This is a genomic window from Streptomyces iconiensis (assembly GCF_028657195.3).
In the GTDB taxonomy this organism is placed as follows: domain Bacteria; phylum Actinomycetota; class Actinomycetes; order Streptomycetales; family Streptomycetaceae; genus Streptomyces; species Streptomyces iconiensis.
Genome location: NZ_JANCPR020000072.1, coordinates 19947 through 37851, shown reverse-complemented (window position 1 = coordinate 37851; position 17905 = coordinate 19947). Strand labels below are relative to the sequence as shown.

The window sequence follows — 17905 nt, the reverse complement described above, 5'->3', positions numbered from 1 at the left end:
AGCACGCCGCCAGCGTTCGTCCTGAGCCAGGATCAAACTCTCCGTGAATGCTTCATTCGCGGAAGAGCGGAACCAGGAGAGGAATAATCCCCCGGTTCACAGCGTCCTCGCTGATCGCCCTCCACAAAGGGAGGGACTTTTTCAAAGGAACCTCAACCCACCAGATCAACTGGCAGGTCGGGGTATCAACATATCTGGCGTTGACTTTTGGCACGCTGTTGAGTTCTCAAAGAACGGACGCTTCCTTTGAAACTTATCGGTCCTGACTGAGCAGTACCGGTTTCTCCGGGCTTTCCCTTTGGTGTGTCTCCGACTCTACCAGATCTTTTCCGGTCCGTTTCCGGGCCGTTTCCGATTCTGATTTCCCCTGTCGGCGGGGTGCCTTCCGGCGTGTTCACTACTTTAGAGGATTTCCCCGCCAGGCTCCAAATCGAGCCTTTCGCAAGAGAATTCGGCATGCCGAATGAACCCCTGCGAAGGGGAGTCACACTGAAGTAGTGGATGCCGTCGGACGGCGAGAGTGCTGCCGTTGGACCGATGTGGTCCGCTGGCAACCCGAAGAACTTTACGGACCGGCCTTACCGGTGTCAACTTCGGGTGGAAGCTCTGTCAACCGGCGTTACGGGGCCGGCGTGACCCTGTCTCTGTGGGAGAGGACGCCTTCGGTGAAGCGGAGACGGTGGAGTGGGGAGTTTTCCAGAGCCGGCGTCCGGTGGAAGCGGCACTCATCCGTGTTCGGCGGGTCTGCGGGGGCGTTTCTGGGGCGGGTGTCGTCGTCGAACTCGTACCGGGGAGGTGGGGACGCGTCGCGTTGGGTGGGTCAGCTGCCGAGTTCGCGGCTGCGGTCGCGGGCTGCCTCGATGGCGTCGATGAAGGCGGCGCGTACGCGGTGGTTCTCCAACTCGCGGATGGCGTTGATGGTGGTGCCGCCGGGCGAGGTGACGTTCTCGCGGAGGGTGACGGGGTGCTCGCCGCTGTCGCGGAGCATGGTGGCGGCGCCGACGGCGGCCTGGACGATCAGCTCGTGCGCCTTGTCCCTGGGGAGGCCGAGCTGGATGCCGGCGTCGGTCATCGCCTCGACGAGGAAGAAGAAGTAGGCGGGGCCCGAGCCGGAGAGTGCCGTGGCGGCGTCCTGTTGGGCCTCGGGGAGGTGGAGGGTCTTGCCGACACCGTTGAAGATCTCGTCGGTGAGGGCGAGATGGGCTTCGGTGGCGTGGGCGCCGGGCGAGATGACGGACATGGCCTCGTCCACGAGCGCCGGGGTGTTGGCCATGACGCGGATGACGGGGGTGCCGGGCGGGAGCTTTTCCTCAAGGAAACGGGTGGTGATGCCCGCGGCGCCGCTGATGACCAGGCGCCCCTCGGGGACGTGCGGGGACAGTTCGTCGAGGAGCGCGGGCATGTCCTGGGGCTTGGGCGTGAGGATGAGGGTGTCGGCGTTCTTGGCCGCCTCGGCGTTGGTGACGGGCTCGACGGCGTAACGCTCGCGCAGCTCTGCCGCACGTTCGGGCCTGCGGGCCGTGACCATCAGCCGGGAGGGGGCCCAGCCGCCCCTGAGCATTCCGGAGAGCAGCGCCTCACCGATCTTGCCGGTACCGACGACGGCGACTTTCTGGTCCGTCATGGAGTGCTTCACCTCGTGCCTCGTGGAGTTGGCGTCTTCCGGGGCTGCGGCCCCGAACTGCCCATACTCGCACCGGGTGCGGGGCGCCCGCGCTGTGGTTACGGGGTGCGGCGGCGGAGGGTGGCGGCGCCCAGCGCGAGGACGAGAAGGGCGCATCCGGCGACGACGGCGAGGTCGCGGTAGAAGTCGCCGGTGGCCTCCGTGTGGTGGAGGACCTCGGTCATGCCGTCGACGGCGTAGGACATGGGCAGCACGTCGGAGAGGGCTTCCAGTACGGGCTGCATGCTGTCGCGGGGCGCGAAGAGGCCGCACAGGAGGATCTGCGGAAAGATCACCACTGGCATGAACTGGACGACCTGGAACTCGGAGGCGGCGAAGGCCGAGACGAAGAGGCCGAGCGCGGTTCCGAGCAGGGCGTCGAGCAGGGCGATCAGGAGCAGCAGCCAGGGCGAGCCGGCGATGTCGAGGTCGAGCAGCCAGACGGCGACGCCGGTCGCGGCGGATGCCTGGACGACGGCGAGCAGGCCGAAGGCGAGCGCGTACCCGGCGATGAGGTCGGCCTTGCCCAGGGGCATGGAGAGCAGGCGTTCGAGGGTGCCGGAGGTGCGCTCGCGCAGGGTGGCGATGGAGGTGACCAGGAACATCGTCACCATCGGGAAGATGCCGAGCAGCGAGGCGCCGATGCCGTCGAATCCGCGGCGGTTCGCGTCGAAGACGTAGTAGAGCAGTACGAGCAGCAGGACGGGGACGAGCAGCAGCAGCGCGATGCTGCGGGGGTCGTGGCCGAGTTGGCGCAGTACCCGGCGTGCGGTCGTGAAGGTGCGCGCGGCGTTCATGGGGTGCCTCCCCGGTGGCGCTCCCGGGACGGGGAGCCGGTGGATTCCACGAGGTTGAGGAACGCGTCCTCGATGGTGTCGCTGCCGGTACGGGTGCGCAGGGCGTGCGGGGAGTCGGAGGCGAGCAGGGTGCCCTCGCGTACGAGGAGGAGGTGTTCGCAGCGGTCGGCCTCGTCCATGACGTGCGAGGAGATCAGCAGAGTGGTCCCCCGCTCGGCCGCGAGGCGGTGGAAGAGGTCCCACAGGTCGCGGCGGAGCACGGGGTCGAGGCCGACGGTGGGCTCGTCCAGCACGAGCAGTTCGGGGGCGCCGAGCAGGGCGACGGCGAGGGAGACGCGGGAGCGCTGGCCGCCGGAGAGGTTGCCGGCGAGGTCGTCGGCGTGTGAGGCGAGGTCGACATCGTCTAGGGCCTGGGCGACGGCGCGGTCGCGGTCGCGGCGGGGGATGCCGAGGACGGCGGCGAAGTAGTCGAGGTTCTGGCGCGCGCTGAGGTCGGCGTAGACGGAGGGTGCCTGGGTGACGTAGCCGAGGCGGGAGCGGAGCGGGGCCGAGCCCGCGGGGCCGCCGAGCACGTCGAGGGTGCCGGTGACCTTGGCCTGGGTGCCGACGATGGCGCGGATCAGCGTGGACTTGCCGCTGCCCGAGGGGCCGAGGAGGCCGGTGACGGTTGCGGGGGCGACGTCGAAGGTGAGGCCGTCGAGGACGGTGCGGCTGCCCCGGACGACGGTGAGGTCCCGGGCGCTGACTGCCGGGACGGCGGGCCGGCCGGCGGCCGGAGCGGCGGGGTGGGCCTGTGGGCGCTGTGGGGGTGCCGGGCTGCCTTGGCCCGGGGGCCTGCGAGGTTTATTCATCACCTGTTGAATTATGGAACCGGGTGCGGGGAGCGTCAAGGCCGACCGGCCGGGAAGCGCGGGAAATGGGCGGAGCCGGGGAGGCGGGAGCCGGCCGGGAAAGCCGGAGCCGGTAAAGACCGACCGGAACGACGGGGCCCTGGGAACGCGGGCCCCGGGGAGGCGGGGCGCGCGGGAAGCCGGAGCGCTCGGGAGCGGCGGCGTGCACGGGACCTTGAGTGGGGGCGGCGCGCACGGGGACATGGGCGGACGGGGACGCGGGTGCCCCCTCGACACGGGGACGTGGGTGCACGCCGACACGGGGACGGGGACGCGGGTGGGGCGTGCAGGGGGAAGGGGCGCTCCTGGGGCGTGCTTCCTCTGCCCGTATCCCGCCCTCTTGCGCGCCGTGCAAAGCCCCGAGTCGCGCTGTACAGAATGGAGTTCAGTGTCAACGGGAGGAGACCCATGCGTTCCCCGTCCGGCGCCACCCTCTTCGATGCGGGCACCCTGCGGGTGACCCTCGGACCCGACCTCCTGGCCTCGCTGGTGGTCTTCCTCGTCGCGCTGCCGCTGTGCGTGGGCATCGCCGTCGCCTCGGGTGTGCCGCCGGAGCTGGGCCTGATCACCGGGATCGTCGGCGGACTCGTCGCGGGGCTCATGCCGGGCAGCAGCCTTCAGGTGAGCGGGCCGGCTGCCGGGCTGACGGTGCTCGTGTACGAGGCGGTGCTCGCGCACGGGCTGCCCGTGCTCGGGGTGCTGGTGCTGGCGGCGGGGCTGGTGCAGCTCGCCGTGGGGGCGCTGCGGATGGGGCGGTGGTTCCGGGCGGTCTCCATCGCCGTGGTGCAGGGGATGCTCGCGGGCATCGGGCTCGTTCTGATGGCCGGGCAGGCGTACGTACTGGCCGATGCGAGCGCGCCCGGCGACGGCCTCGGCAATCTGCGCGGGCTGCCGACCCTGCTGATGGACACGCTGGGCTCGGCCGGGGCCATGACAGCGGCGGGGGTCGGTGCCGGGACGGTGCTCGTGCTGGTTCTGTGGCCGCGGTGGCGGACCGTCGCGCGCGTGGTGCCGGCGCCACTGGTCGCGGTTGCGCTCGCGGCCGGGGCCGTAGGGGCGTTCGGGCTGCCCGTCGCGCGGATCGAGGTGGGGGCGCTCACGGATGCCGTGCAGCCGCCGGCGCTCGGGGACTTCGCGCGGCTGGCCGAGGCCGGGGCGCTGGGCACGGTTGTCGCCCTCGCGCTGATCGCGTCCGCCGAGTCCCTGTTCAGCGCCGCGGCCGTCGACCGTATGCACGGAGGGCCCCGTACGCACTACGACAAGGAGTTGATGGCGCAGGGGGCCGGGAACGCCGTGTGCGGGGCGCTGGGGGCACTGCCCATGACGGCGGTGATCGTGCGCAGCTCGGCGAACGTGGCGGCGGGCGCGCGGACCAAGCTCTCCCGGGTGCTGCACGGCGTGTGGCTGCTGGTGTTCGTCGCGCTGTTGCCAGGGCTGCTCGGGCTGGTCCCCGTCGCGGCGCTGGCGGGGGTGCTGGTGCACGCGGGCTGGAAGCTCATGCCCGTACGGGAGTTGGGGCCGCTGTGGCGGGACCACAGGGGCGAGGCGGTGGTGCTCGTGGTGACGGCGGGAGCGGTCGTGCTCACGAACCTCTTCGAGGGCGTGCTGCTCGGACTGCTGCTGGCCGTGGTCAAGAGCGCGTGGGAGACCTCGCACGTGCATCTGGTGGTGGACGAGGAGCGGTCGCGCGAGGGCGCTTCGCTGCATGTACGGGTCGTCGGGAACGCGACGTTCCTGCGGCTGCCCCGGCTGCTCGACCAGCTCTCCGAGCTGCCCTCCGACCGGCCCGTCGTGCTCGATGTGTCCGGAGCACGGCACATGGACCACGCCTGCCGCACCGCGCTGGAAGGACATGTGGCCGGCTCGCCGGAAAGCGTCGTACGCGGGTGAGCGCGGGTGAACGCGTACGGCGGTGAACGTGTACGCAGGCGAGTACGTACGCCGGTCAGTGCCGTACGCAGCCGTAGTCGCGGCCAGAGCGAGAGTCGTAGCCGGAGCCGGGTCGTAGCCGGAGCCGTGGTCGGCGGGGGTCGGAAAGCGGCGGTGCCGGGCCCGGCCGCGGGTTCGCGGTGGGCCCGGCGCCGCCGGACGTGTTCGGGTTCGGGTTCGGGCGTGTGGGCGTGGTGCGCCGGGGGTCAGACGCGCTCCAGCTCCTTTTCCCCGTTCGCCGGGAAGCCCATGTCGTCGTGAAGCGGCCGGTCGCGGCCGAGGCGGCTGGGCCACCAGATGCGGGCGCCGATGTCGAGGGCGAGGGACGGCACGAGGACCGTACGGACCAGGAAGGTGTCCAGGAGGACGCCGATGCCGACGAGGACTCCCATCTGGGCCATGGTCACCAGCGGCATGGAGGCGATGACGGCGAAGGTCGCGGCCAGGACGATGCCGGCCGAGGTGATGACGCCGCCCGTCGAGGTCAGCCCCGCGAGGACGCCCTTGGTGTGGCCGTGGCGGGCGACCTCTTCGCGGACGCGGGTCATCAGGAAGATGTTGTAGTCGATGCCCAGTGCCACCAGGAAGACGAAGCCCATCAGCGGTACTGACCTGTCGACACCCGCGAAGCCGAGCACGTGCTCGAAGACCAGGTAGGAGGCGCCCAGCGCGCCGAAGTACGAGAGGACCACGGTCGCCAGCAGCATCAGCGGGGCGATCAGCGAGCGCAGCAGCCAGATCAGCACCAGCAGGACCACGGCGAGCACGATCGGGATGACCGTCGACAGATCGCTGTCGGCGGCGCGCTGCGTGTCCAGCGCCTCGGCCGTCGTACCGCCGACGAGCGCTTCCGCGCCCTTCACCTCGTGGACCGCGTCGCGCAGTCCGTCGATGGTGTCCTTCGCGGCGGCGCTGTCGGGTGCGTCCTTGAGGACGACGGAGAGGGTGGCCAGTTTTCCGTCGGACGTACGGTCACCGGGCTGGACGGACTCGACACCGGGCACGTCGGAGGCGGCGCGCTGGACGTCGGGCACCTCGGCGGCCCTGGCGACGACCGTCGCCGGGTCGGACGAGCCCGAGGGGTAGTGCGCGGAGAGGCGCTCCTGTGCGACGACCGACTCCGGCTTGTCCTGGAACATCTCCTCCTGCGTGAGGCCCAGGGTGATCCCGGTCGCGCTCAGTGCGAGCAGCGCGGTGACGCCGATGGACATCAGCCAGGACCAGCGGGGGCGCCGCGCGAGCAGGGCGCCTATGCGGGACCAGACGGTACGGGCCTTGCGCGAGGGCTCCTCGGTGGCCGCCTCTGGTGTGTAGCGGGGGACGAAGGGCCAGAAGACCCAGCGGCCCGTGGCGACGAGCAGCGCGGGCAGCACCGTGATCATCGCGAGGAGGGCGCAGATGACGCCGACGGCGCCGACAAGGCCCAGCGAGCGCGAGGAGTTGATGTCGGCGAAGGCCAGGCAGGCCAGGCCGATGGCGATGGTGCCGGCCGAGGCGAGGATCGCGGGTCCTGAGCGGCGCAGCGCGACACCCATGGCGGCGTGCCGGTCCTCGTGCCGGTGGAGTTCCTCGCGGTAGCGGGCGATGAGGAGCAGCGCGTAGTCCGTGCCGACGCCGAAGACGAGCACCATGAGGATGCCCGCGCTCTGCGGGTCGACGGGCAGCCCGGCGTACTTGGCAAGGGCATAGGTGGCGACCTGGGTGAGGACGGCGGCGAAGCCGACCGAGAGTACGGGGAAGAGCCACAGCAGCGGGCTGCGGTAGGTGAGCAGGAGCAGCAGCGTGACGACGGCGCCGGTCGCGAGCATCAGGGTGGAGTCGAGGTTGTCGAACACCTTCACGCTGTCGATGAGGGAGCCGGCGGGGCCTCCGACCTCGACGTCGAGCCCGGGCGGCGCGTTGGCGGCGGCGACCGTGCGGATCTCCTCAAGGGTGTCGCCCATGCCCTCACCGCTGCTGGAGAGCGGTACGACGGTCATGAGGGCCGCGCCGTCCTTGGAGGAGAGGGGGCCGGTGGCCTTCTCGCCCTTGGCGACGTGCGCCGCGTACTCCTTGAGGTCGGCGCGCGCCTTGGCGGTGTCGCCCTTCGTCGTCCTGCCGTCCTCGCGGGAGTAGACGGCCACGGCCGGCATGACCTCGTCCTTGCCCCTGAACTTCTCCAACTCGGTGTTGACCTGGGTTGATTCGGCTCCGCGCGGAAGGAAGGCGTTGGCGCTGCTGTCCTCGACCTCGCCCAGCTTGCCGGCGAGCGGGCCGAGTGCGACGGCGATGATGAGCCAGGCGGCGAGGATCAGCCACTTCGTACGGCGTCCCGCGGGGGCAGCCGCCAGGCGGCGCGGTGCGCGGGGGCGGCGCCCGGCCGGAAGCTGGGGGATGGCAGGCATGGGTAGTCTCCTGTGGTGTGGGTGCGGGTTCCTGCGAGGGGTTCGCGGTGATCTTTCGCGCTCATGAGTACGGCCGGGAGTTGCCGCTCCCGGCCGTCCGAACGCCGGTGCCGTTGCGTTGCCGTTCCGGGTGCGCCGATGCGCATGGGTTACCGGATCAGGGGTGCTGCCGCGCGCTTCTACTCGATCTCGCGCATCATCTTCTCCATCGACGCGATGGACTGACGGGCCTGTGTCAGCTCCTCGATGCTGCGGCGGTGCAGCTCGACGTTGTCCTCCAGGAGCTGTGCGTACTTCTCGGCGAGCTTCTTGTAGCGCTCCTCGCGGGCCGCGAGCATGCGGGCCCGCCAGGTCGCGGCGATCTGCCAGACGACCACGATCAGCAGCACGAAGACCCCGGCCGTGCCGAGTCCGGCTGCCCAGACGCCCGCCGGGTCGGTTCCTGCGGCGATCGTGAGCTGCTCGTTCACTGGGCTCCCTCTTTCTGTTCGGGCTGTTCCGCCGCGGTCGGTGCGTGCTGTTCCGTCGCGGTCGGTGCCCCGGTCTCCGTTGTCGTTCGCGCCGTTCCACCCGCCGCTGGATCCTGCTGGTCGCTGAGCGTGGCTGCGGCCGTGGCGATGGCTCCGGGCGTCAACTCGTAGAAGAACGGCGCCACTTCGAAGAACTTCATCGCTTTGCCGGTCTCGGACAGTTCCAGTGATCCGACGACGAGCCCCGCCGCCTCCAGCCGTTGGAGGTGCATATGGAGGAGGGGGCGGCTCATACCGATCTCGCGGGCGAGCCTGCTGACGTAGTTCCGGTTTCCGGCGAGTGCCGCGACGATCCGCATGCGATGCGGGTTGCCGAGTGCTGCCAGCACCTTCAGCAGTTCGTCTCCCGTCGGGGTCTCGATCGCGCTCACCGCGACCCCTTCCTGTTCTGGTGTGTAAGAAGAAACTGACACGTGCCTGTATGCACTGTCGAGCGGGAACGGTACATGTCCGGGATAGCTCAGGGATCCCCCTGACACGGCTGCGGGAGGGCCCCGAGGGGCCCTCCCGCATGGTGTTCACGACTGTGCTGACCCGCCTGTACGGGTCGCCTGTTTCCGCTGTTCAGGGCCGGCCCTGGCTGGTCCTTGCCGACCCTTGCCAGCCCTTGTCAGCTCTTGTTCTTGCGCTTGCCCTTGCCGCCGCCGCCGCGCTTGACGGCCGGGTTGCGGGTGCGCGCGTTGCGCAGCTTCTCGTGCCGGGCCAGGGCGGCCTCGTGCTCCTTGCGCAGCAGCCCCTCGCCCGGCGCCTCGACGCAGGTGCGCAGCGCGTAGGCGAGGAGGACGCCGATGAAGCCGATCAGCCGGATGCTGTGCATCGACGACTCGGCGGCGGCCTCGCGCTCGGTCAGCGGACGCGTGTACGAGGTGAGGGTGCGCGCGAACGCCATGGCGCTGCACCCGGCGAACGCGACGACCAGCAGGATCGTCGCCCAGCTCCCGATGTCGGCCACCTGCACGCCCTGGTAGGCGAAGCGCAGGACGAAGGCGCCCGCGACGGCGGCGACGACGGCGCCCACGCCCAGGCCGAGGCGGCGCAGCGCGTAACCGCGTGAGTGGTCGACCCACGTCGTCCCGTAGAAGCGGATCGGCTCGGGGGTGGGCTCGCTGGGGGTGTTCGGGCTCTCTCGCACGTTTCGATTATGCGGGTTGCTGCCGCGGGCCCGGCGCGCGGTGCGGGGGCACTCAGCGTTCCAGGAGCGTGACGTCGCGCACGGCGCCGCGGTCGGCGCTGGTGGCCATGGCGGCGTAGGCGCGCAGGGCCGTGGAGACCTTGCGCTCGCGGGACTTGGGCGCGTACTGGCCGCCGAGTGCCTCGCGGCGGGATGCCAGCTCGGCCTCCGGAACGTTCAGCTCCATACGGCGGTTCGGGATGTCGATGACGATCTCGTCCCCGTCCTCGACCAGTGCGATCGTGCCGCCCGCAGCAGCCTCGGGGGACATGTGGCCGATGGACAGGCCCGAAGTACCGCCCGAGAAGCGGCCGTCGGTGATCAGCGCGCACACCTTGCCCAGGCCCCTGCCCTTGAGGAACGAGGTGGGGTAGAGCATCTCCTGCATACCGGGGCCGCCCTTGGGGCCCTCGTAGCGGATGACGACGACGTCGCCCTCCTTGACCGTCTTGTCGAGGATCTTCTGTACGGCGTCCTCCTGGGACTCGCACACGACGGCGGGCCCGGTGAAGGTGTGGATCGACTCGTCGACGCCCGCGGTCTTCACCACGCAGCCGTCCTCGGCGAGGTTGCCGTACAGGACGGCGAGGCCGCCCTGCTCGGAGTAGGCGTGCGCGACATCGCGGATGCAGCCGTTCTCGGCGTCGGTGTCCAGGGTCTCCCAGCGCTCGGACTGCGAGAACGCCTCGGCGGAGCGGACGCAGCCGGGCGCCGCGTGGTACATCTCGACGGCCTCGGCCGAGGGCGAACCTCCGCGCACGTCCCAGGTCTTGATCCACTCGGCCATGGAGTCGGCGTGGACGGTGTGCACGTCCTCGTTGAGCAGCCCGCCCCGGTACAGCTCCCCCAGGATGGCGGGGATGCCGCCCGCGCGGTGCACGTCCTCCATGTAGTACGTGCCGCTGGGCGTGACGCTGGGGGCGACCTTGGCCACGCAGGGCAGCTGACGCGAGAGGGCGTCGATGTCCTCCATCGTGAAGGTCATCTCCGCCTCCTGCGCCGCCGCGAGCAGGTGCAGGATCGTATTGGTCGAGCCGCCCATGGCGATGTCGAGGGCCATGGCGTTCTCGAACGCGGCGCGCGAGCCGACGTTGCGCGGCAGAACGGTCTCGTCGTCCTGGCCGTAGTAGCGGTTCGCGATCTCGACGACCGTACGGCCCGCCGTCTCGTACAGCTCCTTGCGCGCGGTGTGCGTGGCGAGCACGGTGCCGTTGCCGGGGAGGGCCAGGCCGAGCGCCTCGGTCAGGCAGTTCATGGAGTTCGCGGTGAACATGCCGGAGCAGGAGCCGCAGGTCGGACAGGCGTTCTCCTCGATACGGAGGATGTCCTCGTCCGAGACCTTGTCGTTGGCCGCCTCGGACATCGCGTCGACCAGGTCCAGCTTGCGGACCGTGCCGTTCACCAGCGTCGCGCGGCCGGCCTCCATGGGCCCGCCGGAGACGAACACCGTGGGGATGTTGAGGCGCATCGCGGCCATCAGCATGCCGGGGGTGATCTTGTCGCAGTTGGAGATGCAGATCAGCGCGTCCGCGCAGTGCGACTCGGTCATGTACTCGACCGAGTCGGCGATCAGGTCGCGGGAGGGCAGCGAGTAGAGCATGCCGCCGTGGCCCATGGCGATGCCGTCGTCGACCGCGATGGTGTTGAACTCGCGCGGGATGCCGCCCGCCGCCTTGACCGCCGCGCTCACGATGCGGCCGACCGGCTGGAGGTGCGTATGGCCCGGCACGAACTCGGTGAAGCTGTTCGCCACCGCGATGATCGGCTTGCCGAAGTCCTCGCGCGCTACGCCCGACGCCTGCATAAGGGCGCGCGCCCCTGCCATGTTGCGTCCGTGTGTGACGGTGCGGGACCTCAGCTCGGGCATGGCTGCCTCTCCCTTGGTGCGGGCGACCCAACGTCCGTCGGGCGGTCGGTCGCTGCTGTACGTAGAAGAGTCCGAGGGTACGCCTCACGCCCAAGATCCGGACAGGGGGTCCGAATTGTGGACCTGCCCCTTGCGGCGCGCGGACGCCGGGGCCAGGCCCAGGCCCGGAGCCGGCCCTGGCCCCGGCTCTGAAGCCGGTCCCGTCGGACGGACACCGGTGCGGGGCCCGGCGCCGGACCCGTCAGACGGACACCGGCGCCGCGCCCGGCGCCGGACCCGTCAGATGGTGCTGGACGACCGGTGCCAGGCGGGCCACAAGGACCTCGGCCGTCTCTGAGGCGAGCGGTTCGAGCCGCAGTACGTAGCGCAGCAGCGCGGCGCCGACCATCTGCGCCGCCGCGAGGTTGACCCGCAGCTCCGCGTCGGGCGCGTCCAGTACGGAGGCGGTGCGCTCCAGCAGGTTGCGGGTGAGAAGGCGGCGGAAGACGGCGGCGGCCGTCTCGTTGTTCACGGCGGAACGGAGGATGGCGAGCATCGGTTCGCGCGTCTCCGCGTTCTCCCAGACGGCGACGAACGTACGGACGATGCGCTCCCCCAGCTCGTCCCTGGCGGCCGTCGCGACGAGGTCGGGGACGACACGGGTCGGCGCGAAGGCGCCCTCGATCGCGGCGGCGAACACCTGCTCCTTGGTACCGAAGTAGTGGTGCACCAGTGCCGCGTCCACCCCCGCACCGCGTGCGATGGCGCGTACGGACGCCTTGTCGTAACCGCGCCCGGCGAACTCGCCCCGCGCCGAGGCGAGGATGCGCTCGCGGGAGCCGGGCCCTTCCGCCTCGCTCCGCCGCACCGGCCGGCCCCGCCTGCGAGGCGTCGCCCCGGGCTCGCTCACGGCTCGCGCCGCCCCGCGCTCCCGGTGCGCCCGGCGCCCCCGGACCGCCCGGCGTGCTCCGGCCGGTCGGGTCGCTCGGCTCGCGCGGGCCCTTCGGCGCGCGCGGCTCCGTCCTCACCCGAGGGCCCCTCGGACCTGCCCGGTCCGTCGGCGGATGCGGACCGGTCCTGGTCCCTGTCCTGGCCCGTGCCCTGGTCCCGTCCCCGGTCCTGGCTCCGGCCCTGGTGCTGGTTCGCCCTGCCGGGGGCCGCCGCGAGGTGCAGGCGGGTGTAGGCGAGGGCCTCCGCCAGGTCCTCCTCGCGCTCGGCGGCCGACATGGCGCGGCGCGTGTTGACCTCGACGACGACATGGCCGTCGAACCCGCGTACGGCCAGCAGCTCCAGCAGCTCCGCGCACGGCTGCGAGCCGCGCCCCGGCACCAGGTGCTCGTCCTTGTTGGAGCCGAGCCCGTCGGCGATGTGCACATGCCCCAGCCGGTCGCCCATGCGCTCGGCCATGGCGAGGGTGTCGGTACGTGAGGTCGCGGTGTGCGAGAGGTCGATCGTGAAGTGGCGGTAGTCGTTCTGCGTGGGGTCCCAGTCAGGTGCGTACGCGAGCATCTCGCGGTCCCGGTAGCGCCACGGAAACATGTTCTCGACGGCGAAGCGCACATCCGTCTCGTCCGCCATCCGCCATACGCCCCGCTCGAACTCCTTGGCGTAGGACCGCTGCCAGCGGAAGGGAGGGTGGACGACGACCGTGGAGGCACCCAGCGTCTCCGCCGCCGTACGGGCCCGTTGCAGCTTGGTCCATGGATCGGTCGACCACACACGCTGCGTGATCAGCAGGCACGGGGCATGCACGGCGAGGATGGGGACGCCGTGGAAGTCCGAGAGCCGGCGCAGCGCCTCCACGTCCTGACTCACCGGGTCCGTCCACACCATGACCTCGACACCGTCATAGCCCAGGCGCGCAGCGATCTCGAAGGCAGCCGCTGTCGACTCGGGGTACACGGACGCCGTCGACAGTGCGACCTTCGCGTCGGGAACGCGCACGGATTCCTTGGCCACCCAGCCACCCTAAGACGTGCGGCGGCGGCCCACGTCCGGGCCCTCGCTCCCACCCTCGCTTCCGACGGCCCCCGACCCCCGCGTGCGGCCCCGGCGAACACGCTGTACGCAGGGGGTTCCCGTCACCCCCGGGGCATCGCCGTGACCTCGGGGCACTACGAGATCACCCGAGGGGCACTGCCACACGGTGCCCGGCCACTGCCGTGACCTCGCCGCTCTGCCACACGGTCCATGGGCGCTGCCGGCCCTCGCCGGCCTAGACCCCCCGCATCCTGTCCAGGCGGCGGAGTATGACGCCCTCGCGCAGGGCCCAGGGGCAGACCTCCAGCTCTTCCACTCCGAAGAGGTCCATCGCGCCCTCGGCCACCAAGGCACCCGCGAGGATCTGGCCCGCCCTGCCCTCGGAGACACCGGGAAGCGCCGCACGCTCGCTCACGGGCATCGCCGCCAGCTTGGGCACCCACTCCTCCAGGGACTCGCGGCTCAGCTCGCGCTGCACGTAGAGGCCCTCGGTGCTGCGGGGCGCACCGGCGATACGGGCCAGCTGCTTGAACGTCTTCGAGGTGGCGACCACGTGGTCCGGCGGATTGAAGCGGTTGAACTCGCCGACCGTACGGCCGATCTCCGCGCGCACGTGCCGCCGCAGCGCCCGTACGTCGGCCTGGTCGGGCGGGTCACCCGGCAGCCAGCCCGAGGTGAGGCGTCCAGCACCCAGCGGCAGCGAGACGGCGGCGTCGGGCTCCTCGTCGAGGCCGTACGCGATCTCCAGCGAGCCCCCGCCTATGTCGAGCACCAGCAGCCGCCCGGCCGACCAGCCGAACCAGCGCCGCACCGCGAGGAAGGTGAGTCTCGCCTCCTCCTCGCCCGACAGGACCTGGAGCTTGACGCCGGTCTCCTCGGCGAGGCGGCTGAGCACGTGTTCGGCGTTGGTCGCCTCGCGCACGGCCGAGGTGGCGAACGGCAGCAGCGCCTCGACCCCCTTGTCCTCCGAGACCTCCAGCGCGTGTGCGAGTGTGGCGGCGATCTCGCTGATCCCGGATTCGCTGATCGCGCCGTCGGCGTCGAGGAGTTCGGCGAGCTTCAGCGTCGCCTTGTGCGAATACGCGGGGAGAGGCCGCGCACCGGGGTGCGCGTCCACCACGAGCAGATGAACCGTGTTCGATCCCACGTCGAGGACACCGAGTCTCATGCACAGCACGCTAGCCGCCCGGACAAGGGGACGCCGAGGCGGTACGGCACGGACCGTCGCGGGTGGGCGGCTCAGGGGAGCGGCCACGGGGAGCGGGGGTGCGGCTCACGGGGGCATGGGCGCATGGCCCGTACGCTGGGCGCGTGGGTACGACGAAAGCGGCGAAGCGTAAGAAGCGGGACGGCGCGCGCGAGGCGCTCGCCAAGTCCAGGGCACGCGATGAGGAAGTCGGTCTCGACTTCACGCGCGCCTGGGTGGAGTTCCCCGACCCGGACGACGCGGAACAGGTCTTCCGCTGCGACCTCACCTGGCTGACCTCACGGTGGAACTGCATCTTCGGACAGGGCTGCCAGGGCATCACCGCAGGCCGCGCCTCCGACGGCTGCTGCACGCTCGGGGCGCACTTCTCCGACGAGGACGACGAGAAGCGCGTGGCGGAGAACGTGGCGAAGCTCACTCCTGACACCTGGCAGTTCTACGACATCGGCACGGGACCGCGCGGCTGGGCCGAGGTCAACGACGAGGGCGAACGGCAGACCCGCAGGTGGAAGGGCGCCTGCATCTTCAACAACCGCGCGGGTTTCGAGGGTGGCGCCGGCTGCGCCCTGCACACCCTCGCCCTCCGCGAGGACCGCGAGCCGCTGGAGACCAAGCCGGACGTGTGCTGGCAGGTTCCGGTACGGCGCACCTACGAGTGGGTGGAGCGGCCGGACGGCGAAGAGGTCCTCTACGTCTCGATCGGCGAGTACGACCGCCGCGGGTGGGGCTCAGGCGGGCACGACCTGAACTGGTGGTGCACATCAGCGCCTTCGGCACACGGTTCGGGGCGCCCTGTCTATGTGTCCTACCGGCCCGAACTCATCGAGCTGATGGGCGAGGCCGCGTATGAGCAGCTCGCCGAGCTGTGCGAACAGCGGCTCGCCGCACTTCCCGTGGTGGCGCCTCACCCCGCCGACCCGGCCAACCCGACGCCGCTGCCGACCCTGGGCCCGGACGCGGGCACGAGCGCGGGCTGCGGCTCCGGGGCCAACTCCGGCGGCTGCGGCTGCGGTTCGGGCGGTGGCTCGGCACCGGACACGGCTTCGGGTCCTGGGCCGGTCCCGGTCACGATCTCGGGGCTGGGTTCGGGCACGCGGCCGGACTCGGGTGCGGAGGGCCCGTCGGGGTCTGACTCCTCGGGCTCGGGCTCCGGCTCCGGCTCAGGGGCGGCTGCCGTGCCGCCTGCTCAGGGGCGGCCCGCCGTCGACTGATACGTCTCGGCACGGGGTTCGCCCGCCTCGCGGGCGGGCTGGACCCCGCGCTTGCGCTCCGCACCAAGGGCGCCGCACCGCTTCCGGTGCGGCGCCCTTTTTTCTGCCGCCACTTGCCGCCACTCGCTGTCGGCTACTGCCTGTTGTTGCTTACTGCTGCCGGCCTACTGCCTGTTGCCCTGCTGCTGTCGCTCTGCCAGGTCGGCTGCCCGTCGGCGCGGAGGGAGCCGGCGTCCCCGACCTCACGGGGCAATACACCTAGCGCGCGGTGGGAGCCGGGGTGGGCCGGTGCGGTCCGGAGCTGGGGGGGGCGGGTGCGGGGCCGGAAGTGGGGCTCGACGACGGGGGCGGCGTCGGGGTGGGGTCGTGGGACGGGCGCGTGGGCGTGCCGGGGGCCGAGGGCGGAGGCGTCGTCGGAGGTGCGGGGGTCGGGGTGTGGGCGGGGCGAGAGGCGTTGTGACCTGTGAGGGTGACGACCGCGCGTGCCGGGTCGATCCGTACCCGCGCTGTCCAGGAGCCCGCGGGGGCCCGCGTGGGGTCCACGAGCGCCCGCAGGGACGCGCTGTCGCCAGGCCGCAGTACGCCGCCCGCACGGCTGAGGGTCAGCCAGGGTGCGTCGGCGGCGGCTGACCAGCGGACGGGCGAGGGGCCTGTCGCGGTGAGCGTGACGAGGGAGCCGTTGCCCAGGGGCTCGGCGACGACGGTGAGGCGTCCCGGGCCCCGTTCGCCCCCGTTCAGCCGCTCGACCTCGACGCCGATGCCGGAGCGCCGCGCCGCACGCCCGCCCGTGCCCGAAGCCCTGGCATACGGGTGCGGGCGCCCCGCCTTCTCGTAGCGCTGCCCGTCCAGGCTGTCGTCACCCGGCTCGCCCTCGCCCTCCCCCTCGGACGCGGCGACGGAACGGTCCGCCTGGGGCTCTCCCGTGACGGGCGCACCACGGTATGCCGCCCAGAGCGCCAGCACGGGCGAGGCGAGCACGGTGGCGACGACGGTCGTGGTGACGGCCTTGCTGCGCAGCCGGTCGCGCCGCGCCGTACGGTCCGTCTCCTCCAGCGGGAAGCCCGCGCGGTCGAAACGGGGCACCCGCTGGGCTCTCGCGCGGCGCACCGTTTCGGTGGCGGCGTGCACGGCGGCGCGCGGCGCCTCCAGGACGGCGAGCGCGGCGGTGGCGGGCGCGGTGCCGGGCCAGGTCACCCCGGCGATGGTGTGCTCGGCCGCGCGGCGGCACCGGGGGCACTCGTCGACGTGCCGCACCAGTTCACGGCGCAGGGCCGTGCCGAGCAGCAGGCGGTCGTCCCCGGCGAGCCGGGAGACGGCTGAGCAGCCGCCGGACTCGACGACGGTGAGCGCTGCGCGGGTCCGCTCGACCTCGCAGGCGGCATGGGCCAGCAGGTCACCGGCGGCGCCTGGGGTGAGCGAGAGCACGGCGGCGACCTCGTGCTCGGGCAGCCCGTGGCGTACGGAAAGCTCCAGGGCCTCGCGCTGTGCGGGGGCGGTGCCCGCGGCCTCGGGCCAGGCGAGCGCGGCCAGTTCGCGGCGGCGCCGGGCACGCGCCGTCTCACTGAGCGCTTCGCCCCACACGGGGGCGGGGGAAGCGGGCGCTCCCGGAGCGAGGGAAGCCGCCGGGGACGCGGGGGCCGCCGCGGAGGCGGGAGCCGTGGAATCCGGAGTCGCGGAGGGGGTGCCCCCGCTGCGTTTCTGCCGCGGGTCCGGGTCGCGCTCCCCCGCCCCTGAACCGCCCATGCGGTCGGCGATCAACTCCCGTTCGCGCTCCTTCTGTTCGGCCAGGCGGCGGGAACAGGTCCAGCGGGCCAGTGCGTAGAGCCAGGGCCTGCGCAGTCCGGGGTCCTGGGGCGCTCGCCCACGCGCGCGCTGTCTGTCGGCGAGGGCGAGCGCCTCCCCGAGCGCCGCGAGGGCAGCCTCGTGCTCGCACATCACGGAGAGGCAGTACGTGAACAGGCCGTCCAGATACGGGTCGTCGCACTCGTGGTGCGTCGGCCGGTTCACCGGGTGCGCTGGGGGTGCGCCGGTGGGGTTCGTCGGGTGCTCGCGCCTGCTGGTCATCACCCGGCGACGGTAGGCGGATGATGGCGCTTTACCGGACCCGCTTGCTCGGGATTACTTCCTTCGGGTGACGTTCTCCTTCAAAAGGGGACATGGGGCGCAAGTTTGACGACGGCGCACCCCCTCAGAGGCGCACACGGGGCGCACACCCAGGCAGTGGACGACCGCGTGCTTCCGCCGTGCCACCTCTGTCAAGGGCTGCTGTGTCAGGGGCTGCCTATACGGTGACCCGC

The 17905-nt window shown here is 71.7% G+C and carries 12 protein-coding genes and 2 pseudogenes; 2 read left to right on the top strand and 12 right to left on the bottom strand.

What is annotated here, in order from left to right; all coding sequences use genetic code 11:
- Window positions 1-820: 820 nt before the first annotated feature.
- The 3 genes from proC to NMN56_RS40065 all read right to left on the bottom strand — a co-directional run bounded on the left by proC (window position 821) and on the right by NMN56_RS40065 (window position 3311).
- On the bottom strand, window positions 821-1624 hold the full coding sequence (gene proC / locus NMN56_RS40075; RefSeq protein ID WP_274044271.1) for a pyrroline-5-carboxylate reductase: 804 nt from the start codon (window positions 1622-1624) through the stop codon (window positions 821-823).
- A 98-nt stretch (window positions 1625-1722) separates the two neighbouring features.
- Window positions 1723-2460: an ABC transporter permease gene (locus NMN56_RS40070; RefSeq protein ID WP_274044272.1), complete on the bottom strand. Its 738-nt coding sequence runs from the start codon at window positions 2458-2460 to the stop codon at window positions 1723-1725.
- A complete protein-coding gene (locus NMN56_RS40065; RefSeq protein ID WP_430542833.1) occupies window positions 2457-3311 on the bottom strand; it encodes an ABC transporter ATP-binding protein in 855 nt (284 codons plus the stop codon). The genes NMN56_RS40070 and NMN56_RS40065 overlap by 4 nt, the downstream gene beginning before the upstream one ends.
- Window positions 3312-3758: 447 nt before the next feature.
- On the opposite strand from NMN56_RS40065, the gene NMN56_RS40060 reads away from it, so the two are divergent.
- Window positions 3759-5240, top strand: coding sequence for a SulP family inorganic anion transporter (locus NMN56_RS40060; RefSeq protein WP_274044274.1), 1482 nt, complete (start codon window positions 3759-3761; stop codon window positions 5238-5240).
- Window positions 5241-5485: 245 nt separating this feature from the next.
- Here the strand turns inward: NMN56_RS40060 and NMN56_RS40055 are convergent, their stop codons facing one another.
- The 8 genes and pseudogenes from NMN56_RS40055 to NMN56_RS40020 form a co-directional block, all read right to left on the bottom strand.
- Window positions 5486-7663, bottom strand: coding sequence for an MMPL family transporter (locus NMN56_RS40055; RefSeq protein ID WP_274044275.1), 2178 nt, complete (start codon window positions 7661-7663; stop codon window positions 5486-5488).
- A gap of 179 nt (window positions 7664-7842) precedes the next feature.
- Window positions 7843-8133: a hypothetical protein gene (locus NMN56_RS40050; RefSeq protein WP_274044276.1), complete on the bottom strand. Its 291-nt coding sequence runs from the start codon at window positions 8131-8133 to the stop codon at window positions 7843-7845.
- Window positions 8130-8564: an ArsR/SmtB family transcription factor gene (locus NMN56_RS40045; protein WP_274044278.1), complete on the bottom strand. Its 435-nt coding sequence runs from the start codon at window positions 8562-8564 to the stop codon at window positions 8130-8132. Before NMN56_RS40045 ends, NMN56_RS40050 begins: the two co-directional genes overlap by 4 nt.
- 239 nt (window positions 8565-8803) lie before the next feature.
- On the bottom strand, window positions 8804-9325 hold the full coding sequence (locus tag NMN56_RS40040; RefSeq protein WP_274044279.1) for a hypothetical protein: 522 nt from the start codon (window positions 9323-9325) through the stop codon (window positions 8804-8806).
- Window positions 9326-9377: 52 nt separating this feature from the next.
- Entirely contained in the window at window positions 9378-11231 is a 1854-nt protein-coding gene (gene ilvD, locus NMN56_RS40035; RefSeq protein WP_274044280.1) for a dihydroxy-acid dehydratase, read from the bottom strand.
- 241 nt (window positions 11232-11472) lie between these two features.
- The gene (locus NMN56_RS40030) at window positions 11473-12078 is read right to left on the bottom strand and encodes a TetR/AcrR family transcriptional regulator (protein ID WP_280842792.1); all 606 of its coding nucleotides are present in this window, start codon (window positions 12076-12078) and stop codon (window positions 11473-11475) included.
- A gap of 278 nt (window positions 12079-12356) precedes the next feature.
- A pseudogene (locus tag NMN56_RS40025) lies at window positions 12357-13169 on the bottom strand (sugar phosphate isomerase/epimerase family protein); the annotation flags it as partial.
- A gap of 256 nt (window positions 13170-13425) precedes the next feature.
- Window positions 13426-14358, bottom strand: a complete 933-nt coding sequence (locus NMN56_RS40020; protein ID WP_274044282.1) for a Ppx/GppA family phosphatase — start codon at window positions 14356-14358, stop codon at window positions 13426-13428.
- Between the two features lie 143 nt (window positions 14359-14501).
- Here NMN56_RS40020 and NMN56_RS40015 point away from each other — a divergent pair.
- A pseudogene (locus NMN56_RS40015) lies at window positions 14502-15320 on the top strand (DUF3109 family protein); the annotation flags it as partial.
- A 546-nt stretch (window positions 15321-15866) separates the two neighbouring features.
- Here the strand turns inward: NMN56_RS40015 and NMN56_RS40010 are convergent.
- Window positions 15867-17672 carry a BACON domain-containing protein gene (locus tag NMN56_RS40010; RefSeq protein ID WP_283742558.1) on the bottom strand — a complete coding sequence of 602 codons (1806 nt, stop codon included), beginning with the start codon at window positions 17670-17672 and terminating at the stop codon, window positions 15867-15869.
- Window positions 17673-17905: the final 233 nt, after the last annotated feature.

Bases quoted from the DNA above. Each gene is read 5' to 3' on its own strand.
- NMN56_RS40060 (WP_274044274.1), top strand. From the start codon at position 3,759: ATGCGTTCCCCGTCCGGCGCCACCCTCTTCGATGCGGGCACCCTGCGG.
- NMN56_RS40055 (WP_274044275.1), bottom strand. From the start codon at position 7,663: ATGCCTGCCATCCCCCAGCTTCCGGCCGGGCGCCGCCCCCGCGCACCG.
- proC (WP_274044271.1), bottom strand. From the start codon at position 1,624: ATGACGGACCAGAAAGTCGCCGTCGTCGGTACCGGCAAGATCGGTGAG.
- NMN56_RS40070 (WP_274044272.1), bottom strand. From the start codon at position 2,460: ATGAACGCCGCGCGCACCTTCACGACCGCACGCCGGGTACTGCGCCAA.
- ilvD (WP_274044280.1), bottom strand. From the start codon at position 11,231: ATGCCCGAGCTGAGGTCCCGCACCGTCACACACGGACGCAACATGGCA.
- NMN56_RS40065 (WP_430542833.1), bottom strand. From the start codon at position 3,311: ATGAATAAACCTCGCAGGCCCCCGGGCCAAGGCAGCCCGGCACCCCCA.
- NMN56_RS40010 (WP_283742558.1), bottom strand. From the start codon at position 17,672: ATGACCAGCAGGCGCGAGCACCCGACGAACCCCACCGGCGCACCCCCA.
- NMN56_RS40020 (WP_274044282.1), bottom strand. From the start codon at position 14,358: ATGAGACTCGGTGTCCTCGACGTGGGATCGAACACGGTTCATCTGCTC.